Source organism: Leclercia sp. S52 (assembly GCF_039727615.1).
Classification (GTDB): Bacteria; Pseudomonadota; Gammaproteobacteria; order Enterobacterales; family Enterobacteriaceae; genus Enterobacter; species Enterobacter adecarboxylatus_B.
The window spans coordinates 1,388,692-1,412,029 of sequence record NZ_CP152474.1 but is presented as its reverse complement, the minus strand read 5'-3'; the positions used below and the strand labels follow the sequence as shown (position 1 = coordinate 1,412,029).

The window sequence follows — 23,338 nt, the reverse complement described above, 5'->3', positions numbered from 1 at the left end:
GTGCATTATCTTCTCGTCGTCTGGCTGTTTTTTGAACCTAATCCGAAAAAAGAAGGTTTAAGCGCCGTTTTCCGGGCAGTGGCAAGAGTCTTGCAGAGTATCAGGGGACACCGATGCCTGAAAAGGAGCAACAACATGTTAAGCCTGCGCGCCGTAAACCAGTATTACGGGGATCGCCACACCCTGTGGAACGTTGACCTCGATCTCCCTCCCGGCGTCTGCACCGGCGTTCTCGGGCTGCCCGGGATGGGAAAAACCACCCTTGTGAACTGCATTGCCGGCCTGCTGCCCATCGCCAGCGGCACCATGGTCTGGCATGACGCCGGTGCTTCCCCCCTGCGATTTACAGCAGGCCGGGGCGGGCATCAGCTTTGTACCGCAGGACAGGCGGATCTTTTCGCAGCTGACGGTTGATGAGAATTTGCATATTGCGCGGATGGCGAAAGGCATCGCGGGGGGGAACGGTGAGCCGCGACGTATTTGAGTTCTTTCCGGAGCTTTACCCGCTGCGCCAGCAGCGTGCCTCGGGCCTTAATGACGATCAGCAGTACCAGCTGGCACTGGCTAACGCGCTGGTGACTCGCCCTCGTCTGCTGATCCTCGACGAGCCCAGCCGCGGCACCGGCCAGCTGTTTACTCTCAAGCTGGCGCAGCTGCTGCTCAGGTTCAACCGGGAGCTGGGGTTATCGGTGCTGCTGGCGGAGCAGCACCTCTCCCTGATCCGTCGGGTGGCGGATCGCTTTTGCCTGCTTTACCGCGGGCGAAATGTGGCTCAGGGCCGGGTCAGCGAGCTGGATGACCCGCTGATTGCCCACTGGATGGGGCCGACGGCGTCAGCGCAGTAAGAGACAGATACTGCCCGACTGCCGCGGTGTCAGCCGCGTCGCCCAGCCACGGGATCTCGCCCAACAGCGGTGCAGGCAGCACGCGCTGCAGCGTCGCCATGTACTCGGCATGGCGTTTACCGGGCGGTACGACCCCGTTCGCCACCCAGCCGGCAAAATGCAGCCCCGCCTGCTGAATCGCCTGCGCGGTCAGCATCGCGTGGTTGATACAGCCCAGCTTCACCCCCACCACCAGGATCACCGGCAGACGCTCGGCCATCACCCAGTCGGCGAAGGTCTGCTCCTGCGACAGCGGCGTGAACCAGCCGCCCGCCCCTTCCACCAGCACCCAGTCGGCACGGCTCTCCAGGGTGCGTAACCCGGCGGAGAGCGTGCTGAACAGGATCGGGCGCTGCTCGTCGGCGCTGATGATGTGCGGCGATGTCGGCTCCGCGAAGGTGTAAGGGTTCACCGTCGGGTAGCTCAGCGTCACGCTGCTGTTGCGCTGTAACGCCAGCGCATCGCTGTTGCGCAGCCCCAGCGCAGTCATCTCGCTGCCGGACGCCACCGGTTTGTATCCGGCGGTATTACGGCCCAGGGCCCGTGCCGCCTGTAACAGGGCGGTGCTGGCGACGGTTTTACCGACCTCGGTGTCGGTGCCGGTGACAAAATAACGTTCAGTCACGTTCGATAATTCCATGAAAAAGTTGATAGGAGAGCGGGAATTTCCCCGCCTGCTGCGGCCAGGCCTGCGCCAGCTGCTGCAGCTGGCCGCGCGTTAAGGGCCTGTCGGCCCGCCCGGCGTGCAGATGGGTGGCGCCGATCCCCTTCAGGGACTGCATGGCGCTGAGCGCATCGTCAAACAGCAGGGTGACGGTCTGCACCGCACAGCGGTACTGCCAGCCGGACAAAGCGTCGTTCACCTGCTGCCCGCTCAGGAAGCGGTTGGCGTGCGGCTGGGTGTCCACCGCCTGCCAGGCCTGATTCAGCTCCGGCAGCGAGCCGTTGAGCAGCGTGGTGAAGGCCACCTTGCCTCCCGGCTGCGTCACCCGGTACAGCTCGGACAGCGCCTGCGGCAGGCTGGCGCACCACTGCACCGCCAGATGGCTCCAGACCAGGCTGAACTGCGCATCGGCCAGCGGAATGGCTTCGATATCGGCCTGCAGATAGCGGTCGGCCGCCTGGTTGCGGCGTGCTTCCTCCAGCATCGGAGCGCAGAGATCCATCGCCGTCACCACGCTCCCGGCCTGGCGCCATGCCAGGCTGTTGCTTCCCGGGCCGCAGCCGGCGTCCAGCACGCTGGCGAAGGTGTTCTCTGCGAGCAGGGCCCGCAGCCCGTCGGCACTTTGCCGCTGGAGTGCGTCGTGGCGTGAGTAGCTGTGCGCCGCCCGACCAAAGGCGGCGGCAATCGCCTGTTTATTCACTTGCGGCATGCAGCGCCTCCAGTAACGCGGTGATATCTTCCGGTTCATGCGCCGCCGTCAGGGTCAGGCGCAGGCGCGCCGTGCCCGCCGGTACGGTGGGCGGACGAATGGCGGTCACCCAGATCCCCTGCTCTCTGAGGGTTTGCGCCAGATGCAGGGCCCGCGCGTTTTCGCCGACGATCAGCGGCTGAATGGCGCTCTGCGAGGCGGTGATCGCCATCGGCAGATCGCGCACGCCCGCGCGGAACTGGTCGATCAAAGCAGCCAGCCGCTGGCGACGCGCTTCGCCTTCGTCGCTGCGAATCAGGTTAAAGGCCGCCAGCAGCGCCACCGCCTGGGCAGGAGGCATGCTGGTGCTGTAGATCAGATGGCGGGCGAACTGCAGCAGGTAGTCGGCGACAGAGTCGCTGCACAGCACCGCCGCCCCGCTGACGCCAACGCCTTTGCCAAAGGTCACCACCAGCAGCTCGGGTTTGATGCCCTGGCTGGCAGCGCTTCCGCGCCCTTCTGGACCGGTGACGCCGATGCCGTGGGCATCGTCCACCAGCAGCCAGCTGCCCTGCCGCCGGGTCGCCGCATGGATATCGTCCAGCGGGGCGCTGTCGCCGTCCATGCTGAAGATCCCTTCGGTCACCACCAGCTGTTGCCCGGCGCAGGGTTTATCCAGCAGCGAGGCCAGTTGGGCAACATCGTTATGGGCGAAGCGCCTGAGCTGGGCCGGGCTGTGGCTGGCGGCTTCCAGCAGGGAGGCGTGACTTAAGCGGTCGGCCACGATGCGATCCTCTTTGCCGGTCAGGGCGGCAATCAGCGCCTGATTGGCGGCAAAACCGGAGATAAACAGCAGCGCCCGGGGGGTAGCCGAGCCACCCGGCAAGGTGCTCCTCCAGCGCCTGATGCGCGTGAGTGTAACCGCTGACGTGGCCGGAGCCACCGCTGCCCACGCCGTACTGCTCCGCGCCCTGTTGCCAGGCACGGATGATGGCGGGATGCTGGCTCAGGCCGAGATAGTCATTGCCGGAGAAGTTGCAGTACCGCCGTTGCTCGCGGGTGAGAAAGCGCCCGGCGCCGTTCTCCACCGGGGTGCGTACCCGCAGGGCGTCTGCCGCCCGGCGTGCGTCGAGGGCGGCATCAATGCGTTGTTGCCAGGTCATACCGTTGCCGCGTTGTAGAACTGGTCGGTATCGGCGTTGAAAAGCTGCTGTTCGAGCTGGTGCTGCTGCTCGTTATCACCGGTCAGCACCGCCGTCTGCTGCGGGTTGAGCCCCAGCTTGCGGAACAGCTGGACGTCTTTGTCCTCTTCCGGGTTCGGGGTGGTGAGCAGCTTGCAGCCGTAGAAGATGGAGTTAGCCCCGGCCATAAAGCACATCGCCTGAGTCTGCTCGTTCATCTGCTCGCGGCCCGCCGAGAGGCGTACATACGAGGTCGGCATCATCACCCGCGCCACCGCGATGGTGCGGATAAAGTCAAAGGCGTCGACGTCGTCGTTATCGGCCAGCGGGGTGCCTTTCACCTTCACCAGCATGTTGATCGGCACGCTCTCCGGCGGGGTTGGCAGGTTCGCCAGCTGCAGCAGCAGACCGGCGCGATCGGTGACCGTTTCGCCTAAGCCGACAATCCCGCCCGAGCAGACCTTAATGCCCGCCTCGCGCACTTTGTCCAGCGTGTCCAGACGCTCCTGGTAGGTGCGGGTGGTGATGATGTTGCCGTAGAACTCCGGGGAGGTGTCGAGGTTGTGGTTGTAGTAATCCAGCCCCGCCGAGGCCAGGCGCTGAGCCTGGGTGTCGTCCAGCGTGCCGAGGGTCATACAGGCTTCGAGGCCCATCGCCTTCACGCCCTGCACCATCTGCTCGAGATACGGCATGTCGCGCTCGTGCGGGTTTTTCCAGGCCGCGCCCATGCAGAAGCGGGTCGAACCGGCATTTTTCGCCTGGCGCGCCGACTCCAGCACCTGCTCCACTTCCATCAGGCGCTCGGATTCGAGGCCGGTTTTGTAGCGCGCGCTTTGCGGGCAGTATTTACAGTCTTCCGGGCAGGCCCCGGTCTTGATCGACAGCAGGGTGCTGACCTGCACCTGCTGCGGGTCGAAATGCTGACGGTGGATCTGCTGCGCTTCAAACAGCAGTTCCAGCAGGGGTTTTTCAAATAATGCAGTGACTTGCGACAGTGTCCAGCGAGTCTGGTGAGCCATGGGGCATCTCCAAAAGGGGTTTTGTTCAGGATGGGTTCGGGTTATGCTTGTAAACCTAAATGTTTTCAAAATGGTTTACAAGTCGATTATGACAACGGACGATCTCGCCTTCGATCGGCAACACATCTGGCATCCCTACACCTCCATGACCCAACCCCTGCCGGTGTATCCGGTGACGGAAGCGCACGGCTGCGAGCTGACGCTGGCCAGCGGCGAACAGCTGGTGGACGGCATGTCCTCCTGGTGGGCAGCCATTCATGGCTACAATCACCCCCGGCTGAACGCGGCGATGAAAGCGCAGATTGACCGCATGTCGCACGTCATGTTTGGCGGCATTACCCATCAACCGGCGGTGGATCTCTGCCGTCGGCTGGTGGCGATGACCCCCGAGGCGCTGGAGTGCGTATTCCTGGCCGATTCCGGCTCGGTGGCGGTGGAAGTGGCGATGAAAATGGCGCTGCAGTACTGGCACGCGAAGGGCGAAAGCCGCCAGCGGTTTATCACCTTCCGCAACGGCTACCACGGCGACACCTTCGGGGCGATGTCGGTGTGCGATCCCGACAACTCGATGCACAGCCTGTGGAAAGGCTATCTGCCGGAAAACCTGTTTGCCCCGGCGCCGCAGAGCCGCTTTGACGGCGAGTGGGATGAGATGGACATGGTCGGCTTTGCCCGCCTGATGGCCGCTCATCGCCACGAGATTGCGGCGGTGATCCTCGAGCCCGTCGTGCAGGGCGCGGGCGGGATGCGCATGTACCATCCCGAGTGGCTGAAGCGCATCCGCAGGATGTGCGACCGCGAGGGCATCCTGCTGATTGCCGACGAGATCGCGACCGGCTTCGGGCGTACCGGCAAGCTGTTCGCCTGCGAGCACGCGGGCATTACGCCGGACATTCTCTGCCTCGGCAAAGCGCTGACCGGGGGCACCATGACCCTCTCCGCCACCCTCACTACCCGCCATGTGGCGGAGACTATCAGCAACGGCGAAGCAGGCTGCTTTATGCACGGCCCGACCTTTATGGGCAACCCGCTGGCCTGTGCGGTCGCCAGCGAGAGCCTCGCCCTGCTGGAGAGCGGTGAGTGGCAGGCTCAGGTGGCCGCCATCGAAGCCCAACTGAAAGAGGAGCTGGCGGCGGCGCAGGAATCAGAGTTTGTCGCGGACGTGCGGGTGTTGGGGGCTATCGGCGTCGTCGAAATAACCCATCCGGTGAACATGGCGGAACTGCAGCGCTTCTTTGTGGCGCGCGGCGTCTGGGTGCGGCCGTTCGGCAAGTTAATCTATCTGATGCCGCCGTATGTGATAAGCCCGGACCAGCTCAGCAGGCTAACCCGGGCGGTGGTGGATGCGGTACAGGAACCCGTGCACTTCAGGCTCTAGTTTTGCGTTACACTTCTGGCAGAGCTTATTACGGAGAAACGGTATGAAACTCATCAGTAAGGATCTGCGCGACGGCGATAAACTCCCGCTGCGTCATGTGTTTAACGGCATGGGGTATGAGGGAGATAACATCTCTCCGCATCTGGCGTGGGACGAGGTGCCGTCAGGCACCAAAAGCTTTGTCGTGACCTGTTATGACCCGGACGCCCCTACCGGCTCCGGCTGGTGGCACTGGATTGTCGCCAATATTCCCGCCGATACCCGCGTGCTGCCGCAGGGCTCCGGCTCCTCGCTGGTGGCGCTGCCGGAGGGGGCCGTCGAGACCCGCACCGATTTTGGTAAAGCGGGATACGGCGGCGCGGCGCCGCCAAAAGGCGAAACCCATCGTTATATCTTTACGGTGCATGCGCTGGACGTGGAGAGAATCGAGGTCGATGAAGACGCGAGCGGCGCGATGGTGGGCTTTAACGTCCATTTCCACACCCTGGGCAGCGCGTCGATTACGGCGATGTATTCGTAAAAAAAGCTGGCCTGAAAACCGCCCAAAACCGTAGGCCCGTGCAAGCGCAGCGCCGCCGGGCATTTGCCGGGTGGCGGCTTCGCCTTACCCGGCCTACGGTTTTGCCGTTCTGTTTACAGGAACGCAGGTAACAACCGGACCAGACTGCCTTCATCCAGCAGCCCCATCGCTGCATCAATATCCGGAGCAAAGAAGCGGTCGTCATCATAGTGCGCCACCTGCTCGCGCAGGATATGCCGCGCCTGCTCCAGCAGCGGGCTGGAGGTCAGACCGTCGCGCAGATCGCAGCCCTGGCAGGCCGCTAACCACTCTACCGCCAGCACCCCGCGGGTGTTGCCCGCCATCTCCCACAAACGGCGACCTGCCGCCGGGGCCATCGAGACATGATCTTCCTGGTTCGCCGAGGTCGGCAGACTGTCCACGCTGTGCGGGTGCGACAGGGCTTTGTTCTCGCTCGCCAGCGCGGCGGCGGTAACCTGAGCAATCATAAACCCGGAGTTCACGCCACCGTTGCGCACCAGGAACGGCGGCAGCTGGGACATATGTTTATCCATCATCAGCGCGATGCGACGCTCCGACAGCGCACCGATTTCGGCAATCGCCAGGGCCAGATTATCCGCCGCCATCGCCACCGGTTCGGCGTGGAAGTTACCCCCCGGAGACCACTTCGTTCTCCGCAGCGAACACCAGCGGGTTATCGGAAACGGCGTTGGATTCCACCAGCAGCACCTCTGCCGCCTGGCGCAGCTGGGTCAGGCAGGCACCCATCACCTGCGGCTGACAGCGCAGGGAGTACGGATCCTGCACCTTGTCGCAGTTGTGATGCGACTCGGCAATGGCGCTGGTGTCGGTCAGGACGTGACGGAACAGCGCCGCGGCGTCGATCTGTCCGCGCTGGCCGCGCACCTCGTGGATGCGCGCGTCAAACGGGCGGCGGGAGCCGAGCACCGCTTCGGTGGTGAGCGCCCCGCAGACCACCGCCGAGGCAAACAGGTCTTCGCCTTCAAACAGGCCGCGCAGGGCAAAGGCGGTGGAGGCCTGAGTGCCGTTGAGCAGCGCCAGCCCCTCTTTCGCCGCCAGCGTCACCGGCGCCAGACCCGCTTTTTGCAGAGCGGTGGCGGCCGGTAACCATTCGCCACGGTAGCGGGCTTTGCCTTCGCCGAGCAGGGTCAGGGACATGTGCGCCAGCGGGGCCAGGTCGCCGGACGCGCCGACCGAGCCTTTGGCCGGGATCCACGGGTAGACGCCGGCATTGACCATGGCAATCAGCGCCTCAATCACGCTCAGGCGGATACCGGAGAAACCGCGCGCCAGACTGTTGATTTTCAGCACCATCATCAGGCGTACGATATCGTCATCCAGCGGCTCACCGACGCCCGCCGAGTGGGACAGCACCAGCGAACGCTGCAGGTTTTCCAGATCGTGGGTGGCGATGCGCGTCTGCGCCAGCAGGCCAAAACCGGTGTTGATCCCGTAGGCGGTGCGCCCTTCGGCGACAATGGCTTCCACGCAGGCGACGCTGTCGTTGATGGCCTGGTGGGCGGTCTTATCAAGCGTCAGCTGTAGCGGCTGCCGCCAGACCTGGCGCAGCTGGGCCAGGGTCAGGGAACCGGGCGTCAGGGTTAAAGCGTTCATCAGTGCTTTCCTTGTTTAGCGGTGATCATCGGCAGGTTCAGGCCCTGCTCTTTCGCGCAGTCGATGGCAATGTCATACCCGGCATCGGCATGGCGCATTACGCCCGTCGCCGGATCGTTGTGCAGCACGCGGGCGATACGGGCCGCGGCTTCATCGGTGCCGTCACAGACGATCACCATCCCGGCATGCTGGGAGAAGCCCATCCCGACCCCGCCGCCGTGGTGCAGCGAGACCCAGGTCGCGCCGCTGGCGGTGTTAAGCAGCGCGTTCAGCAGCGGCCAGTCGGAGACCGCGTCGGAGCCGTCCTGCATGGCTTCGGTTTCACGGTTCGGGCTGGCAACCGAGCCCGAATCAAGATGGTCACGACCGATAACGATCGGTGCGGAGACTTCACCGCTGCGGACCATTTCGTTAAAGGCCAGACCCAGCTTCTGACGCCACTCCAGCCCTACCCAGCAGATACGCGCCGGCAGTCCCTGGAAGCTGATGCGCTCGCGAGCCATATCCAGCCAGTGATGCAGATGCTCATCATCGGCGACAATCTCTTTCACTTTGGCGTCGGTTTTGTAGATATCGTCCGGGTCGCCTGAGAGCGCCACCCAGCGGAACGGGCCGATCCCGCGGCAGAACAGCGGACGGATATAGGCAGGAACAAAGCCCGGGAAGTCAAAGGCATTGGCCACGCCCATCTCTTTCGCCATCTGGCGGATGTTGTTGCCATAATCGAAGGTCGGAACACCCTGCTGGCTGAAGGTCAGCATCGCATTAACGTGATCGGCCATCGAGCGCTTCGCCGCCAGCACGGTGCCTTCCGGATCCTGCTGCGCTTTCTGCTGGTACTCTTCCCAGCTCCAGCCTTTTGGCAGGTAGCCGTGCAGCGGATCGTGGGCGCTGGTCTGATCGGTGACCAGGTCCGGACGCACGCCGCGCGCCACCAGTTCCGGCACAATGTCGGCCGCATTGCCGCACAGGGCAATCGAGACCGCTTTACCCTGCTGGGTGTATTTGTTAATGCGCGCCAGGGCGTCGTCGAGCGAATCGGCCTGCTCATCGACGTAGCGGGTACGCAGACGGAAATCGATGCGGCTCTGCTGGCACTCAATGTTCAGGGAGCAGGCCCCCGCCAGAGTGGCCGCCAGCGGCTGTGCGCCGCCCATGCCGCCCAGGCCCGCGGTGAGAACCCAACGGCCTTTCAGGGAGCCGTTATAGTGCTGACGACCGGCCTCGACGAAGGTCTCGTAGGTGCCCTGGACAATGCCCTGGCTGCCGATGTAGATCCAGCTCCCGGCGGTCATCTGGCCATACATCGCCAGCCCTTTCGCATCCAGTTCGTTGAAGTGTTCCCAGGTGGCCCAGTGCGGCACCAGGTTGGAGTTAGCGATCAGCACGCGCGGAGCATTTTCGTGGGTTTTAAACACACCGACCGGTTTGCCGGACTGCACCAGCAGGGTTTCGTCGTTTTCCAGTTCGGTGAGCGCGTTAACAATGGCGTCATAGCACTCCCAGTTACGCGCCGCGCGGCCAATCCCGCCATACACCACCAGCTCGTGAGGATTTTCCGCCACGTCGGGATCGAGGTTGTTCATTAACATACGCAGCGGGGCTTCGGTGAGCCAGCTTTTGGCATTCAGCTGGGTGCCACGTGGGGCGCGGATCTCTTGCTGGCGGTACTTGCCTGACGACATGGTGTGCTCCTCATTGGGGACAGAATATACACTAAGATATACTTGTATAGACAAGTGCACACAAGGCCAGTTTTAACAATTACGATACATTTTTGTTATATTGCGTCAGCAATCACGCTTTTGGCTTATGACATGAAATGGCCCTGCAGCCGGTAGCGGTTGCCCGGGAACAGCAGTCTGGCGTGAGAGACAATATGCGAGGCTGACCAGGTGCGGCGGTGAATCAGCAGGCAGGGATCGTGCTCTTTAATGCGCAGCAGTTCGCACTCCTGCGGGGTGGCGCGTACCGCCTCGACGATATGCTCCCCTTCCGTCAGCGGTGCGACCAGCGACAGATACGCATGGGGCGTGGTGGCGGTGTAGTCCTGCTCCAGGTAATCCGGCACCAGCGCGGCATTGAGGCAGCGATCCTCGATCTGCACCGGGATGTCGTTTTCAAAGTGCAGCATCAGGGAGTGGAAGATGCGGGTGCCCTCTTTGACGTTCAACGCCGCCGCCTGCGCGGCGCTGGCCTGCGTCTCCTCAAGGAACAGCACTTCACAGCGGTGCTGATGGTTGCGGGAGGCGATTTCATCAGCAATGCTGCGAATCTCAAACAGCGCCGACTGCCCTTTCGGCTCGGCCACAAAGGTGCCGACCCCCTGCAGACGCACCAGCAGCCCCTCATCGGTCAGCTCCCGCAGCGCGCGGTTGATGGTCATCCGGCTAAAGCCGAACTGTGCTACCAGCTCTGCCTCGGACGGGATGCGATCGTGCGGACGCCAGACGCCGGTGGCGATCTGATGGCTGATCGCCTGTTTTACCTTTTCATAGAAAGGGGCTGGCGTATTAGCCTGCTGCTGCGGAGCGCGAGAGAACATAGCAATTCCTTAAGCCGTCATAAAAAGTCGAGTATATACAGAGATCAAATCCACCAGTGAGCAATTTGCCAGGCCAGCCGTGCGGCAAGCTTCGCCCCCCTGGCCGTCACGATCGAAGCCGGGGCTCAACTCCACCAGATCTGCCGCCTGCAGTTTGCCGCTGCGACAGATCCGCTCGATGACCGGAAGCAGATCCCGGGCGGGAACCCCCAGCGCGGCAGGTGCCGACACGGCGGGCATCTCCCCGGCAGGCATTACGTCGAGATCAATGGTGAGATAGACCCGATCCGCATCCTTGAGGATCTCCTCAAGTACCGGCAACGCCTGCCGCTGGAAATCGAGATCTTCGACCAGGGTAACGTTAAGACGAGCCGCCTCATCCCACAGCGCCTGAGTATTGGCCGCCCGGCTGACCCCGAGGCAGGCATAGTGAAACTCACGCTGCTGTTCTGCGCAGTACAGCGCCAGCTGGCGGAACGGGGTTCCGGAGGTCGCCTGGCTGGCGTGACGCAGATCGAGATGCGCATCGAGGTTGATAATCACCACCCGCTCGCCGGGAAAAGCATCCAGCACGCCGCGGCCGTGGGCCCAGGCGGTTTCATGCCCGCCGCCGAACACCAGGGTGCGCATGCCGGCCTGCAGGCAGGCGGTGACCGTCTCACTCAGCGCCTGTTGGGCGGCCTCCAGCGCTTCCCCTTCGACGCGGATGTTGCCCATATCTGTCAGCCGCGCGTGGCCCTGATGGCTGGCCATATTCCCCAGCGCACGGCGTAACACATCCGGGGCCCCGGCGGCACCGGTCCGGCCCTGATTGCGTCGGACCCCTTCGTCGCAGGCGAAGCCGATCAGGGCGATACCGTCCCCGGAGGGCGTTAGCGTGTCGCTACGTTGCACGGTCTGGAACAGGCGCAGCGCATTGCTGGCCTCGCTGCTATCGTCGCGCCCCTGCCAGATGTCAGGTGAAACCGGCTGCCACAGGTTCATTGTATTTTTCCTCTGAATACGCGCTGATAAAGCGGGTTACGACCCGGCTCATACACCATCTCCACCGGGCTTTTGGCATCCCAGATCGCCAGATCCGCGACAAACCCGGCCTTCAGCTGGCCGTGCGTTTCACCGCGGCCCAGCGCCCGTGCGGCGTGCCGGGTCACCCCTGCCCACGCCTCTTCCGGGGTTAAACCAAACTGCACGCAGGCCATGTTCATCGCCAGATGCAGGCTGGCAAAGGGGCTGGTGCCGGGGTTGTAGTCGGTGGCGACGGCCATCGGCACCCCATGCTGACGCAAGAGGGCAACCGGCGGGCGCTGGCGCTCCTGCAAAAAGTAGAACGCGCCGGGCAGCAGCACCGCTACGGTGCCGCTCTGCGCCATCGCGCTTACTCCGGATTCATCAAGATACTCAATATGATCGGCAGAGAGCCCGTGGTAGCGGCTCACCAGCGTGGTGCCGCCGAGGTTCGAGAGCTGCTCGACGTGGCCTTTAATCGGGATCCCCCGGGCCTGTGCCGCCTGGAATACCCGTTCACTCTGTTCCGGGGTAAAGCCGACATTCTCGCAGAAGACATCCACGGCTTCGAAAAGACCTTTCTCCCACAGCGCAGGCAGGGTGTGCTGACACACGTGGGCGATGTACGCATCGGGATCCTGACGATACTCTTTCGGCACGGCGTGAGCGGCAAGCAGCGTCGGGCTGATCTCAACAGGGTTGGTCAGGGCAAGACGCTGGGCCACGCGCAGCATCTTCTCTTCCGCCTCGTCGTTGAGGCCGTAGCCGGATTTAATTTCGATCGTGGTGACGCCTTCACGCATCAGCCGCTGTAAACGCTGCTGCGCCAGCTGCTCAAGCTGCTCGGGGGTGCTGTCCCGGGTGGCGGTTACCGTGGCGTTAATCCCGCCTCCCTGGGCGCTGATGGTCTGATAGGAGACGCCGTTCAGCCGCTGCTCCCATTCGGCGGCGCGATCGCCGCCAAACACCAGGTGGGTGTGGCAGTCGATCAGGCCCGGCGTGACCAGCCGCCCCTGTAAATCGTGGGCGTTGGGCAGATCCTGTGGCAGGTCAGATTCAGGCACGATCGCCAGGATGGTCTCACCGCGCACAATCAACGCCCGGTTCTCCAGCAGACCATAGGCCGTGCCGTGATCGGGATCCAGGGTCGCGAGGCGCAGGTTACGCCAGATTACGTCGTCGGGATGAAGTTGCAGCATCGGGCTTCCGCTTGTCATGAGTTGTATAGACATTTATTTTCATTCCCGTCGCTCTGTCAATCGGCTTTACCGAAATTGTTATTTATTTGTGACAACTTTCCCGCTAAGCGCGGGAATAAAAAGTAACTTTTTACCTTTTAATCTTCCCGTTTCGCTCAACTTAGTATAAAAAAGCAGGCTATTTCGGTTATCCCCCTATTGATATGCTTAGCAGGAGCTTTCCCTTGAACATTTCCAGGATTTCTCGTCTGGCGCTGGCCCTCGCATTTGGCGTGACGTTGTCTGCGTGCAGCTCTACTCCGCCGGATCAACTGCCTTCAGAGCAGGCCGCACCAGGCACGGCTTCCCGCCCGATCCTCTCCGCTGATGAAGCGAAAAACTTCCAGCAGGCTCGCTACTTTACGGCCATGGATCCAAACGCGGCGCCGTGGAGTCCTTACGCCATTCGCCTGCCTGAGCAGCCAAACTTTGTGGTTGGCCCGGCGGGAACGCAGGGCGTTACGCACACCACCATTCAGGCGGCGGTTGATGCTGCCATTGCTAAGCACAGCAGCTCCCGTCAGTACATCGCCATTTTACCCGGCGAGTACGAAGGCACCGTGTATGTGCCTGCCGCACCGGGTAGCGTGACTCTCTACGGTACGGGCGAAAAACCGATTGATGTGAAAATTGGTCTGGCGATCGACTCGGAGATGGATACCACCACCTGGCGTCGTCTGGTCAACCCGGGCGGTAAATATATGCCTGGCAAACCGGCCTGGTACATGTTTGACCGTTGCCAGAGCAAGCACAGCGCCACCGTCGGCGTGATGTGTTCAGCCGTCTTCTGGTCGCAGAACACCGGCCTGCAGCTGAAAAACCTGACCATTGAAAACAACCTGGGCGACAGCGTGGATGCTGGTAACCACCAGGCGGTCGCCCTGCGCAGCGATGGCGATCAGGTGCAGATCGACAAGGTGAATATTCTGGGTCGTCAGAACACCTTCTTTGTCACCAACAGCGGCGTCGAGAACACCCTGAAAAACAACCGTATCACCCGTACGCTGGTCACCAACAGCTACATTGAAGGCGATGTGGATATTGTCTCCGGTCGCGGTGCCGTGGTGTTTGATAACACCGATTTCCGCGTGATGAATACCCGTACCCAGCAGGAAGGCTATGTCTTCGCACCAGCGACGCAGTCTAATCTGTTCTACGGCTTCCTGGCGGTAAACAGCCGCTTTACCGCGATGGGTGACGGTGTGGCACAGCTGGGCCGCTCGCTGGATGTGGATTCTGCCTCTAACGGCCAGGTGGTGATCCGCGACAGCGTGATCAACGAAGGCTTTAACATGGCGAAACCCTGGGGCAACGCGGCGATTTCTCAGCGTCCGTATGCGGGTAATACCGGTGCGGTGGATGAGAAAGGCAACGTGCAGCGTAACCTTAACGACGCGAACTTCAACCGCATGTGGGAATACAACAACCGCGGTGTGGGTAGCAAAGTGATCGCAGAGCCGAAACAGTAATCGGATTAGCAAAAAGGGGGGAATCACTCCCCCCTTAATGCTGCGGCTGGGCACGTCAGGCACCGGTCTTAAGATACGCATCCAGCAGTTGCAATACTGCAACCATGAGTTGCAGGAACAGAATTATCCATCCCATACTGCTCATACGCCACTCCTTTGGTCAGGAGCACTTCCACTGACTTACCTTTTCGCTGCCTGTCACCAGTGGGCGTTGGTTTACATCGATGTGCTCCGCAGTTAAGGCACTGACGGCACCACCCGCCAGCCAGGACTTGAAAACGATCCCTGATAGCGGACTGCCACACATTGATACCAACAGCTGATTATAAACAGAGAAAGCTGTATATTTAAACAGCTCACCATCAAATAAGAATTTATAAAGAGCAGCAATTAAAATAATTTAAAATCAAATGGTTATGTTTATATCATCATAACCTGCTCTAGCATCGATACGTGTCTGAGGTTGTGTAAGCATTATCTGCGACGCTACAATAACTGAGTTGGTTTATGTCGATGTGCTCACCCGGCTACCACCGGGCATAAAAAAACCTCGCATTTGCGAGGTTTTTTTATTTCGTCCGCCTTAGCAGGCGTTAACCACTACCCACATTGGCCCCTGGCCGACGGCGTAACGCCCCTTCTCTTCCAGCAGCCCCTGCTCGCCCTGAATCTCATACAGTGCGATATGGTGCGATTTTTGCCCCGCCGCAATCAGGAACTTACCGCTGTGATCGACGTTAAAGCCGCGCGGCTGGGTCTCAGTCGGCTGGAAGCCTTCGATTGCCAGCACGCTGCCATCTTCAGAGATGCTGAAAATGGTGATCAGGCTTGAGGTACGATCGCAGGTATAGAGGTGGCGTCCGTCAGGGGTGATGTGGATATCCGCTCCCCAGCGCGTATCGGTGAAGTCAGCCGGCATCATGTCCAGGGTCTGCACACACTCGATATTGCCGTGCGGATCGCGCAGGGCCCAGACGTCCACCGAGCAGTTCAGCTCATTCACCACGTAGGCGTACTGTTGATTCGGATGGAACACCATATGACGCGGGCCTGCGCCTTCAACGGTAGTCACTTCTGCCGGCGTTTGCGCGGCCAGCTTGCCGTCGTCGCCCAGCGTGAACAGGCAGATACGATCCTGTTTCAGCGCCGGAACCCACAGGGTGCGGTTATCCGGGGAGATGTTGGCCGAGTGGCAACCTTCCAGGCCTTCAACCACCTCAACGGTCTCCGTTGGAATGCCGTCATCCAGGCGGGTCACGCTGACGCAACCGGCATTGTAAGAGCCGCTAAAGATAAAGCGTCCCTGCAGATCGGTTGAAATATGGGTCGGGCTACCTGGCAGAGCGGCTTCGGCCGTGTATGTCAGGGCACCATCGTCAGGAGAGATACGGTACGCCAGCACACGGAACTCCGGGCGCACACCCACATACAGGAAACGTTTATCCGGGCTGATCGCCATCGGCTGAACCTGGCCGGGAACATCGACGACCTGAACCAGGGTGAGTGTGCCTTCGGGATTCAGACGCCAGACATGGATCTGCTGGCTTTCAGGACTGGCGGTATAAACGGTTTGTTTCATGAATGCTCCTTTCCTCACTGCGCGTAAAAGTAATGTACCAGGATAGTCTTTTTTAACGGTGAATGCTGAATTTTAACCAGGAATTTTGCAGCGTTAGTCACGCGGTGTACCATCTGCACATCCTGCCATTTCAACATTAACCCGGAATATCAAATGACCTCGCGTGTGATTGCACTGGATTTAGACGGTACGCTGTTAACCCCGCAAAAAACCCTGCTCCCCTCTTCCCTCGACGCCCTGAAGCGTGCCCAGGAGGTGGGATACCAGCTCCTCATCGTGACGGGTCGACATCATGTTGCGATTCATCCTTTTTATCAGGCGCTGGCGTTAGATACACCTGCAATTTGTTGTAACGGTACCTATTTGAATAGTGGTAATAGTAAACAAACAAATTGTTACACCCTTCATTAATGCCTGCTTCTTACTGTCTCTTTGGCTTTGCCAGTACTATAGAGTAACGATTTTCAAGACTGCGGCAAGCCGTGTACTATCGGCAAAACCCTAACTCAATCAAAGTGAATAATGATGAACTATCAAGTAATTGCCCTTGATTTGGATGGCACACTTCTAACACCAGAGAAACGGATTCTCCCAGAATCATTAGTAGCCCTTCAAAATGCCCGTGAATCTGGGGCAAAAGTAGTGATCGTAACTGGACGACATTTTGTAGCCATTCATCCTTTTTATCAGGCATTAGCTCTTGATACACCTGCTATCTGTTGCAATGGTGCTTTACTGTACGATTACCACGAAAAAAAGGTGATTACGTCTGATCCGTTACAACCAGACCAGGCTACGCAATTAATTGATCTACTTGATAGTTACAATGTTCATAGTTTGATGTATGCCGATGATGCAATGTTCTATAGGGAACCTACGGGGCATATCATCCGTACTGAAAATTGGGCTAAATCATTACCAGAATCACAACGCCCGGTATTCAAACAAGTGAGTTCGCTACGTGAAACGGCTCAGAACGTTGCCGGGATCTGGAAGTTCGCCCTGACTGATACTGATACAGTCAAATTACAAAATTTCGGTCAGGTCGTAGAACGTGAACTTGGGCTTGCTTGTGAATGGTCATGGCATGATCAGGTTGATATAGCACAAGTGGGGAATAGCAAAGGTAAACGTTTAGCACAATGGGTTGAATCGCAAGGCTTATCAATGGATCAGGTTATCGCTTTTGGGGATAACCATAACGATCTTAGTATGCTTAAAAGTGCTGGTCTGGGTGTTGCTATGGGTAATGCCGTAGATGAGATAAAAGCCTGTGCTGATCTGGTAATAGGCAGTAATACAGAAACTGGAATTGCCGAGACGGTTAACAAGTACTATGAATGTGTGCCAGCCTAAAGAAAAAAGCCTGTACATGTACAGGCTTTAATAGCTATTCGTTTAGTGTTTAGGTTCAAAAACATCAAAGATAGAGACAGTATTTACATTCATTAACTTAAGATGGTTGTACAGGTCTTCTTTGATTCTTACTATTTCATTACATAACTTAATGCCTTCATCAACATTATAATTGTTAGAAAAATCCCATGTGAGATCTGTATATGCTTTTGAATCATCACCAGTAAAATCAATATTCCACGCAGATAATATAACTACAATATGTGTGCGGAGTTCAATCTCTTTATTTAAACACTGAGTAACTAAGTTTATATAAGAGTCCATATTACTTTTGTATTTACTGGTAACTGACCATGACAATACATTAAGAGTTTTCAAACCAGAGCGTAACTTAGATAATTCTTTAGATTCTCTTTTAATTATCTCACCATGTGGTTTCATACCGTTTCGAAAAGAAATTGTTTTAGGATAAGGAAAAAATTTATCGTCTTTAAATCCTAATAAATAACGTTCGGCCAACTTAATATATACTGTAGGGATAATTAGACCATTCAGCATTGGTATGGATTCTGTAAGTATTGATATAGAAACATCAACACCTTTACTTTGTGTAGCTTCTGCTTTCCATCTTTTAGCAACTAATAAACCCAACAAAGCAAAAAATGCCATAGATACATCAGCTATTGCTGATAATACGTCAGTACTTGAAAAGTCAGATTGTGCTTTATGTATTCCATAGAATGCGACAATGATAACTAATACTAAAAAAATGACTAAAGTAATATTCTTTTCGATTATAGCCTTAAATCTATTAATCCAATTCATACATTTCTCTTAATTGGTTAACTTCCGCCAATCAAGATTATAAGTATTTTCCATACTTCATCAAGTGGTATCAATGGGACTATTATACCTAACAATGCCAGTACTGGAATGATGATGAAGTTATAGATAACGATGAACACGAATACATACGCAATGTGATGCTTCCAGTTAACGTCTGATAGTCTATCGGTGGTCTTAGCAGTACCATCATCAGAATTAGTACCAGAACCTGTTAGAAAACGCTTTAAGTACTCAATCAATCCTTTCATGTTAAGTCCTCCAACAGTTCTCTAACCTTCTGCATATGTTCCTTGTTCATACGACCTGTAAACATGAACTTAGCCATCAGTGCTTTGTTAAGACTTCCCCACTGAGAACACAACATACAGATCAGTGCTGACTCACAGTGAAGTGCTTCGGCGTATGTTGGGTAACATGCCAGAATACGTTTACGGTACGGTTCACCCGCTTCAATCTTCTCTTTCACTGTCTTACTGCTACTACAATATTCTTCCCAGTTACTTTGTTTACTGTCTGCTTTAATTTCTGAGATATTTTTAATACCTTTCCATACTCTCTTTTGACCGATGTAAAATTCATCCGAATCGGTAAATTGAATTATATAGACAAAACACGCTGTTTCTTCTGGGATAAATTCTTCATCCTTGTACCACATTTGCCACTCACTTTCATTATTATCCATTTTCTTATTTTCCTTGATAAATACGTTATCAATTATTTATTAAGGATTATTAAAAATGAGCGTAAAACAGGAAGAAGTACTACAGATTATTAAGAGTCTTGAAGGTACTAAACAATATCAAGAAAAATTAGGTTATTTCAGAAACGGCAAGTTCAGAATTTATAAAGACTCATTAGGATATGAAACTATTGGATTTGGTCATTTAGTACTGTCAGAAGAAAGAGAGCATTTCGTTAATGGCATTACAGAACTACAGGCCGAACAACTTTTAGTACTGGATTATCAGAAAGCAGTTAAAGGTACTGATTCATTAAAATTAGGTCTACGTCCAGATGGTCGCTGGTATGCGATGGTAACGGTACTGGTATTCCAGTTAGGATTAGCAGGTTTCAGTAAATTCAAGCGTTGTATCTATGCCTTACAGAATCAGAACTATGCAACAGCATTAGCCGAACTACGTAACAGTAAACTATATCAACAGACACCAAACCGCGTTGATTATCTGATTAACTGGGTAACTAAGCAGTAAAAAAAAGCCAGCGTAATGCTGGCTTTAGTGTTTCTCATTTTTAACTTCCAGTAGTGTCAGAATACGGGATAACTTTACATCGATATCCAGCAAACGATTTTGTACTGATTTTAATTCTGTTTCAAAGAGTACCTGATCTTTACTCATCGAATCTATTTGTTGTTTTAATAATCGTTGTTCTGCTTCAAGATCTGAAATTCGCTTGTACAGTAAAGTAGAATCCATTTTATACTCTCTGTATCTTGTGAATAAAAAACCACCCAGTGCAATTACAGCACTGGTACAACCGATCACTGTTGTAGATATAACCATTTCCCTATCCTAATATAATTGACAGTACTATCACTACCCATAATGGTAAACCTGCAAAACAATGTAATGCTGCAAGTGCTATTACTGCTACTGCCCAAATTCCATATCCAATTTTAGATTTCTTCATAAATTACCCCATAAATTAATTGATACAGGGTATTTATTTTTATTCTTCTAAAAACGCCTCTTTTAACTGAACAAGAAACAAATGTACTTTAATACCTTTCACAAATAGTTTATAAGAATCGATAACCTGTACTTTATATTTCTCGTCATAATACTGCCATTCTGCCTGATCCCCCTTACTTAGTACTGGTACATCACCATCCTTAAATGCAATATTCATACAGTCAAAACCCATTACATCCAGGCCATAATCTTTAAAGTACTTTGCATCAAGTAATGATTGATTGAATGGAATATTACACATCAATACTGACCTGCCCCCAGGATTAGATACAACCTTCAGTTAGTAATGTCGGTTGGTTTTTCTTCATATTTCCCGTTTCGCCAGTCCGCTGCAAATTCAGCCGGAGTCTGGTAGTTCAGCGATGAATGTGGACGACACTCGTTATAATCCTGCCGCCAGTCATTAATCGTTTTCCTGGCGTGAACTATATCGCTGAACCAGTGCTCATTGAGGCACTCATCCCTGAATCGTCCGTTAAAACTTTCAATAAATCCGTTCTGTGTTGGCTTGCCCGGCTGGATAAGCCGCAGCTCCACCCCATGCTCATAAGCCCACTGGTCAAGTGCTCTGCAGGTAAACTCCGGCCCCTGGTCCGTTCTTATCGTCGCCGGATAGCCGCGAAACAGTGCAATGCTGTCCAGAATTCGCGTGACCTGAACGCCTGAAATCCCGAATGCGGCGGTAATCGTCAGACACTCCTTCGTGAAGTCGTCCACGCAGGTCAGGCACTTGATCCTGCGACCGGTGGCCAGCGCGTCCATGACAAAATCCATCGACCAGGTCAGGTTGGGCGCCTCCGGGCGGAGCAGCGGCAGACGTTCTGTTGCCAGCCCTTTACGACGTCGTCTGCGTTTTACGCCCAGCCCGTTAAGGTGGTAAAGGCGGTACACGCGCTTGTGATTAACATGAAGGCCTTCACGGCGCAGTAACTGCCAGATGCGTCGGTAGCCAAAACGCCTGCGCTCCAGTGCCAGCTCAGTGATACGCCCTGATAAATGCGCATCAGCAGCCGGTCGCTGAGCCTCATAGCGGCAGGTCGACAGGGACAAACCTGTAAGCCTGCAGGCACGACGTTGCGACAGACCGGTCGCATCACACATCAACACCACAGCTTCCCGCTTCTGGTCTGTCGTCAGTACTTTCGCCCCAGAGCCACCTGAAGCGCCTCCTTATCCAGCATGGCTTCAGCGAGCAGCTTCTTGAGGCGGGCGTTCTCTTCCTCAAGCGACTTCAGGCGCTTAACCTCGGGCACCTCCATACCGCCATACTTCTTACGCCAGGTGTAAAAGGTGGCGTCGGAAATGGCGTGCTTGCGGCAGAGCTCACGGGCAGAAACCCCGGCTTCGGCCTCTCGGAGAATACTGATGATCTGTTCTTCGGAAAAACGCTTCTTCATGGGGATGTCCTCATGTGGCTTATGAAGACATTACTAACATCGCGGTGTATTAATCAACGGGGAGCAGGTCATACTGACTCTTCATATGCACGTTGAGCAGACATCGTAACAATAGGTAGTAGCTGACTATTAGCAAGATTGATCCACATGTTGTTACTGGCATCAATCATCGTGATTTTATGACTTACTAACTCACTTATGTAACTTAGTACTGTAAATGGATTCAAGCGGCTAAAACGGTCAATACTTTCAACTACCAGTCTTGAACCATCCCACATACCTATACGTACTTGATCCATCCACTTTCCTAACTGCCCCTCAGACATATTTAAACCTTTGAATGCCGAGAGTGATTCGTCCAGTATCTCAACTACTTCTGGATCATCCATACCATCACATACGTTATGACGTTTGATGTACTCCCGTAGTACTTCTTTCTGACGGACAATTGATGCCCCATCACGTTGTTGTTCACTGCTGAAACGGTAGTAAACGAAGCATTTTTTCATTTGTTTATGCCTACACAAATTGTTTGTACAACTTAGTGTACATTTGTATGATTATCAAGCAAAAAAGGTTCTACAGGCCGATCCGCTGCCGGTTCCTCAGGCGCTGCAACTGATTGATCTGCTCGATGAACACGCCATTCACGGCCTGATGTATGTCGACGACGCGATGCTTTACGAACGCCCGACCGGGCATGTGATCCGCACCAGCAACTGGGCGCAGTCGCTGCCGGAAGCGCAGCGTCCTGTCTTCACCCAGGTACCTTCGCTGGCGCAGGCGGCCCGGGAGGTTAACGCCATCTGGAAATTTGCCCTGACCGATGAGGACACCACTAAGCTGAATGCCTTCGCTAAACACGTGGAGCAGACGCTGGGCCTGGAGTGCGAATGGTCCTGGCACGATCAGGTGGATATTGCCCGCAAAGGCAACAGCAAGGGCAAACGCCTGGCGCAGTATGTGGAATCCATCGGCGGGTCAATGAAGGATGTCATTGCCTTTGGCGATAATTACAATGACATCAGCATGCTGGAAGCAGCCGGTACCGGCGTGGCGATGGGCAATGCGGATGACGCCGTCAAAGCGCGCGCCAACATTGTGATTGGCGACAACACCACTGACAGCATCGCTCAGTATATCTATACCCATCTGCTGTGATCAGGTGGTAATCGACACGCTCTTGATCTGCGCATAGAGCCAGAGGCCAGGTTTGATCCCCAGTTCATCCCTGGCCCACGGGCTGATGCGCGCCCACAGCGTGCGGCTGCCAATTTCCAGCTGAACCTCAACCTGGCCGTTATCGTCGTAACACTGGGCTACTTTGGCGCGCAGAATGTTACGGATACTGCTCTGTAGCGGCGGCTGTAGCACCAGCGAGACATCCGACGCCTGAATGCGAATGCGCACACTAGTGTGCAGCGGTTTATCCAGCTTGTTGACCCAGACATGCTGATCGCCAATGGCCAGGGCGGTCATCGCGTAGTGCGGATGGTGCTCGAGCACGCTCACCTTGAGAATGCTGCTCTGCTGCTCCTGCGGCAGCCAGGGGTGCATCACGCTGCTCCCCCACACCTCTTCCAGATTACCGAACGCCTTCACGCTGCCGTTTTCCAGCACCAGCACCTTATCGGCCAGATGCAGGATCTCGTCCAGCGAGTGGCTGACATACAGCATCGGAATATTGATTTCACGCGCCAGGCGCTGCAGATAGGGCAGCAGCTCACGCTTGCGGGGAATGTCGAGCGAGGCCAGAGGTTCGTCCATCAGCAGCAGTTCCGGGGCGGTGAGTAGCGCCCGCCCTATCGCCACGCGCTGTTTTTCGCCACCCGAGAGCGACGACGGCAGGCGATCAAGCAGGTGCTCAATGCCCAGCAGAGCCACCAGCTTATCGAACTGCCCGGCCATGCTTTTCGCCATGCCGTAACGCAGGTTACCCAGCACTTTGTAGTGCGGAAACAGCCGCGCATCCTGGAAAACATAGCCGATCCGGCGCTTTTCCGGCGCCAGATAAATACGCTTTTCGACGTCGTTCAGCACCCGGTCGTTGAGCACGATCCGCCCGGACTGTGGCCGGGTCAGGCCGCTTATCGCATAGATCAGCGAGGTCTTCCCCGCCCCGGAGACGCCAAAAATGGCGGTGATCCCGCTGGCAGGCAGGGTTTCGTTGAGGGTCAGGCAGTGCTCGCCCAGCGTCTGGGTAAAATTGAGTTCCAGCATGA

Annotated in this window: 21 protein-coding genes and 6 pseudogenes; 8 read left to right on the top strand and 19 right to left on the bottom strand. The window is 56.3% G+C overall.

Features of this window, described 5'->3' with window-relative positions; translation table 11 throughout:
* Nucleotides 1–135 precede the first annotated feature (135 nt).
* Nucleotides 136–845 (top strand): annotated as a pseudogene (locus AAHB66_RS06710) (ATP-binding cassette domain-containing protein).
* On the opposite strand, the gene bioD reads toward AAHB66_RS06710, so the two are convergent.
* The 4 genes and pseudogenes from bioD to bioB all read right to left on the bottom strand — a co-directional run bounded on the left by bioD (nucleotide 784) and on the right by bioB (nucleotide 4,436).
* Nucleotides 784–1,509 carry a dethiobiotin synthase gene (gene bioD / locus AAHB66_RS06705; RefSeq protein WP_347115604.1) on the bottom strand — a complete coding sequence of 242 codons (726 nt, stop codon included), beginning with the start codon at nucleotides 1,507–1,509 and terminating at the stop codon, nucleotides 784–786. The pseudogene AAHB66_RS06710 and the gene bioD sit on opposite strands and share 62 nt — an antisense overlap.
* On the bottom strand, nucleotides 1,502–2,257 hold the full coding sequence (gene bioC / locus AAHB66_RS06700; protein ID WP_347115603.1) for a malonyl-ACP O-methyltransferase BioC: 756 nt from the start codon (nucleotides 2,255–2,257) through the stop codon (nucleotides 1,502–1,504). Before bioC ends, bioD begins: the two co-directional genes overlap by 8 nt.
* A pseudogene (gene bioF, locus AAHB66_RS06695) lies at nucleotides 2,241–3,399 on the bottom strand (8-amino-7-oxononanoate synthase). The gene bioC and the pseudogene bioF overlap by 17 nt, the downstream one beginning before the upstream one ends.
* Entirely contained in the window at nucleotides 3,396–4,436 is a 1,041-nt protein-coding gene (gene bioB / locus AAHB66_RS06690) for a biotin synthase BioB (RefSeq protein WP_337015954.1), read from the bottom strand. Before bioB ends, bioF begins: the two are co-directional and overlap by 4 nt.
* A gap of 70 nt (nucleotides 4,437–4,506) precedes the next feature.
* Between bioB and bioA the strand changes: the two genes are divergently transcribed.
* Both bioA and AAHB66_RS06680 read left to right on the top strand, forming a co-directional pair.
* Nucleotides 4,507–5,814: an adenosylmethionine--8-amino-7-oxononanoate transaminase gene (bioA, locus tag AAHB66_RS06685; RefSeq protein ID WP_347116436.1), complete on the top strand. Its 1,308-nt coding sequence runs from the start codon at nucleotides 4,507–4,509 to the stop codon at nucleotides 5,812–5,814.
* 43 nt (nucleotides 5,815–5,857) lie between these two features.
* On the top strand, nucleotides 5,858–6,334 hold the full coding sequence (locus tag AAHB66_RS06680) for a kinase inhibitor (RefSeq protein WP_347115602.1): 477 nt from the start codon (nucleotides 5,858–5,860) through the stop codon (nucleotides 6,332–6,334).
* A 113-nt stretch (nucleotides 6,335–6,447) separates the two neighbouring features.
* Here the strand turns inward: AAHB66_RS06680 and hutH are convergent.
* The 5 genes and pseudogenes from hutH to hutI form a co-directional block, all read right to left on the bottom strand.
* A pseudogene (gene hutH, locus AAHB66_RS06675) lies at nucleotides 6,448–7,969 on the bottom strand (histidine ammonia-lyase).
* Nucleotides 7,969–9,654, bottom strand: coding sequence for a urocanate hydratase (hutU, locus tag AAHB66_RS06670; RefSeq protein WP_347115601.1), 1,686 nt, complete (start codon nucleotides 9,652–9,654; stop codon nucleotides 7,969–7,971). The pseudogene hutH and the gene hutU overlap by 1 nt, the downstream one beginning before the upstream one ends.
* A gap of 125 nt (nucleotides 9,655–9,779) precedes the next feature.
* Nucleotides 9,780–10,514, bottom strand: coding sequence for a histidine utilization repressor (locus tag AAHB66_RS06665; RefSeq protein WP_347115600.1), 735 nt, complete (start codon nucleotides 10,512–10,514; stop codon nucleotides 9,780–9,782).
* 44 nt (nucleotides 10,515–10,558) lie between these two features.
* Nucleotides 10,559–11,498: pseudogene (hutG, locus tag AAHB66_RS06660) on the bottom strand (formimidoylglutamase).
* A complete protein-coding gene (gene hutI, locus AAHB66_RS06655) occupies nucleotides 11,495–12,718 on the bottom strand; it encodes an imidazolonepropionase (RefSeq protein WP_347116435.1) in 1,224 nt (407 codons plus the stop codon). The pseudogene hutG and the gene hutI overlap by 4 nt, the downstream one beginning before the upstream one ends.
* Before the next feature lie 224 nt (nucleotides 12,719–12,942).
* On the opposite strand from hutI, the gene AAHB66_RS06650 reads away from it, so the two are divergent.
* Nucleotides 12,943–14,226 carry a putative acyl-CoA thioester hydrolase gene (locus tag AAHB66_RS06650; protein WP_347115599.1) on the top strand — a complete coding sequence of 428 codons (1,284 nt, stop codon included), beginning with the start codon at nucleotides 12,943–12,945 and terminating at the stop codon, nucleotides 14,224–14,226.
* 55 nt (nucleotides 14,227–14,281) lie between these two features.
* Here the strand turns inward: AAHB66_RS06650 and tisB are convergent, their stop codons facing one another.
* Entirely contained in the window at nucleotides 14,282–14,371 is a 90-nt protein-coding gene (gene tisB, locus AAHB66_RS06645; protein WP_347115598.1) for a type I toxin-antitoxin system toxin TisB, read from the bottom strand.
* A 438-nt stretch (nucleotides 14,372–14,809) separates the two neighbouring features.
* Entirely contained in the window at nucleotides 14,810–15,805 is a 996-nt protein-coding gene (gene pgl / locus AAHB66_RS06640) for a 6-phosphogluconolactonase (protein ID WP_347115597.1), read from the bottom strand.
* 153 nt (nucleotides 15,806–15,958) lie between these two features.
* Here pgl and AAHB66_RS06635 point away from each other — a divergent pair.
* Both AAHB66_RS06635 and AAHB66_RS06630 read left to right on the top strand, forming a co-directional pair.
* A pseudogene (locus tag AAHB66_RS06635) lies at nucleotides 15,959–16,171 on the top strand (HAD-IIB family hydrolase); the annotation flags it as partial.
* A 159-nt stretch (nucleotides 16,172–16,330) separates the two neighbouring features.
* On the top strand, nucleotides 16,331–17,161 hold the full coding sequence (locus AAHB66_RS06630; protein WP_347116434.1) for a pyridoxal phosphatase: 831 nt from the start codon (nucleotides 16,331–16,333) through the stop codon (nucleotides 17,159–17,161).
* Nucleotides 17,162–17,203: 42 nt separating this feature from the next.
* On the opposite strand, the gene AAHB66_RS06625 is transcribed toward AAHB66_RS06630, so the two are convergent.
* From AAHB66_RS06625 to AAHB66_RS06615, 3 genes are read right to left on the bottom strand one after another with little or no spacing between them, the layout of a single operon-like run.
* Nucleotides 17,204–17,986 carry a hypothetical protein gene (locus AAHB66_RS06625; protein WP_347115596.1) on the bottom strand — a complete coding sequence of 261 codons (783 nt, stop codon included), beginning with the start codon at nucleotides 17,984–17,986 and terminating at the stop codon, nucleotides 17,204–17,206.
* A gap of 17 nt (nucleotides 17,987–18,003) precedes the next feature.
* Nucleotides 18,004–18,255 (bottom strand): hypothetical protein, encoded by a 252-nt coding sequence (locus AAHB66_RS06620; RefSeq protein WP_347115595.1) that lies wholly within the window; start codon nucleotides 18,253–18,255, stop codon nucleotides 18,004–18,006.
* Nucleotides 18,252–18,689, bottom strand: a complete 438-nt coding sequence (locus AAHB66_RS06615) for a hypothetical protein (protein WP_347115594.1) — start codon at nucleotides 18,687–18,689, stop codon at nucleotides 18,252–18,254. Before AAHB66_RS06615 ends, AAHB66_RS06620 begins: the two co-directional genes overlap by 4 nt.
* Before the next feature lie 55 nt (nucleotides 18,690–18,744).
* Here AAHB66_RS06615 and AAHB66_RS06610 point away from each other — a divergent pair, with 55 nt between their 5' ends.
* Nucleotides 18,745–19,218, top strand: a complete 474-nt coding sequence (locus AAHB66_RS06610) for a glycoside hydrolase family protein (RefSeq protein WP_347115593.1) — start codon at nucleotides 18,745–18,747, stop codon at nucleotides 19,216–19,218.
* Nucleotides 19,219–19,242: 24 nt separating this feature from the next.
* Here the strand turns inward: AAHB66_RS06610 and AAHB66_RS06605 are convergent, their stop codons facing one another.
* The 4 genes from AAHB66_RS06605 to AAHB66_RS06590 form a co-directional block, all read right to left on the bottom strand.
* Nucleotides 19,243–19,530: a hypothetical protein gene (locus tag AAHB66_RS06605; RefSeq protein ID WP_200143023.1), complete on the bottom strand. Its 288-nt coding sequence runs from the start codon at nucleotides 19,528–19,530 to the stop codon at nucleotides 19,243–19,245.
* A 166-nt stretch (nucleotides 19,531–19,696) separates the two neighbouring features.
* Nucleotides 19,697–19,960 (bottom strand): hypothetical protein, encoded by a 264-nt coding sequence (locus AAHB66_RS06600; RefSeq protein WP_347115592.1) that lies wholly within the window; start codon nucleotides 19,958–19,960, stop codon nucleotides 19,697–19,699.
* Nucleotides 19,961–19,995: 35 nt separating this feature from the next.
* A protein-coding gene (locus AAHB66_RS06595; protein WP_105580531.1) for an IS3 family transposase occupies nucleotides 19,996–21,116 on the bottom strand; the annotation gives its coding sequence in 2 pieces (ribosomal slippage) (nucleotides 19,996–20,858 and nucleotides 20,858–21,116; 1,122 coding nt in all).
* Between the two features lie 68 nt (nucleotides 21,117–21,184).
* Entirely contained in the window at nucleotides 21,185–21,625 is a 441-nt protein-coding gene (locus AAHB66_RS06590) for a recombinase family protein (protein ID WP_347115591.1), read from the bottom strand.
* A 40-nt stretch (nucleotides 21,626–21,665) separates the two neighbouring features.
* Here AAHB66_RS06590 and AAHB66_RS06585 point away from each other — a divergent pair.
* Nucleotides 21,666–22,277: pseudogene (locus AAHB66_RS06585) on the top strand (pyridoxal phosphatase); the annotation flags it as partial.
* On the opposite strand, the gene modC reads toward AAHB66_RS06585, so the two are convergent.
* Complete coding sequence (gene modC / locus AAHB66_RS06580; RefSeq protein WP_347115590.1) at nucleotides 22,278–23,336, bottom strand: molybdenum ABC transporter ATP-binding protein ModC; 1,059 nt, start codon at nucleotides 23,334–23,336, stop codon at nucleotides 22,278–22,280. It lies immediately after the preceding pseudogene.
* Nucleotides 23,337–23,338 lie beyond the last annotated feature (2 nt).

Bases quoted from the DNA above. Each gene is read 5' to 3' on its own strand.
- hutU (WP_347115601.1), bottom strand. From the start codon at position 9,654: ATGTCGTCAGGCAAGTACCGCCAGCAAGAGATCCGCGCCCCACGTGGC.
- AAHB66_RS06590 (WP_347115591.1), bottom strand. From the start codon at position 21,625: ATGAAAAAATGCTTCGTTTACTACCGTTTCAGCAGTGAACAACAACGT.
- bioC (WP_347115603.1), bottom strand. From the start codon at position 2,257: ATGCCGCAAGTGAATAAACAGGCGATTGCCGCCGCCTTTGGTCGGGCG.
- AAHB66_RS06605 (WP_200143023.1), bottom strand. From the start codon at position 19,530: ATGGTTATATCTACAACAGTGATCGGTTGTACCAGTGCTGTAATTGCA.
- AAHB66_RS06620 (WP_347115595.1), bottom strand. From the start codon at position 18,255: ATGAAAGGATTGATTGAGTACTTAAAGCGTTTTCTAACAGGTTCTGGT.
- AAHB66_RS06600 (WP_347115592.1), bottom strand. From the start codon at position 19,960: ATGTGTAATATTCCATTCAATCAATCATTACTTGATGCAAAGTACTTT.
- bioA (WP_347116436.1), top strand. From the start codon at position 4,507: ATGGTTTACAAGTCGATTATGACAACGGACGATCTCGCCTTCGATCGG.
- AAHB66_RS06665 (WP_347115600.1), bottom strand. From the start codon at position 10,514: ATGTTCTCTCGCGCTCCGCAGCAGCAGGCTAATACGCCAGCCCCTTTC.
- tisB (WP_347115598.1), bottom strand. From the start codon at position 14,371: ATGAGCAGTATGGGATGGATAATTCTGTTCCTGCAACTCATGGTTGCA.
- AAHB66_RS06615 (WP_347115594.1), bottom strand. From the start codon at position 18,689: ATGGATAATAATGAAAGTGAGTGGCAAATGTGGTACAAGGATGAAGAA.
- pgl (WP_347115597.1), bottom strand. From the start codon at position 15,805: ATGAAACAAACCGTTTATACCGCCAGTCCTGAAAGCCAGCAGATCCAT.
- AAHB66_RS06630 (WP_347116434.1), top strand. From the start codon at position 16,331: ATGAACTATCAAGTAATTGCCCTTGATTTGGATGGCACACTTCTAACA.
- hutI (WP_347116435.1), bottom strand. From the start codon at position 12,718: ATGCTGCAACTTCATCCCGACGACGTAATCTGGCGTAACCTGCGCCTC.
- bioB (WP_337015954.1), bottom strand. From the start codon at position 4,436: ATGGCTCACCAGACTCGCTGGACACTGTCGCAAGTCACTGCATTATTT.
- AAHB66_RS06625 (WP_347115596.1), bottom strand. From the start codon at position 17,986: ATGAATTGGATTAATAGATTTAAGGCTATAATCGAAAAGAATATTACT.
- AAHB66_RS06610 (WP_347115593.1), top strand. From the start codon at position 18,745: ATGAGCGTAAAACAGGAAGAAGTACTACAGATTATTAAGAGTCTTGAA.
- AAHB66_RS06680 (WP_347115602.1), top strand. From the start codon at position 5,858: ATGAAACTCATCAGTAAGGATCTGCGCGACGGCGATAAACTCCCGCTG.
- modC (WP_347115590.1), bottom strand. From the start codon at position 23,336: ATGCTGGAACTCAATTTTACCCAGACGCTGGGCGAGCACTGCCTGACC.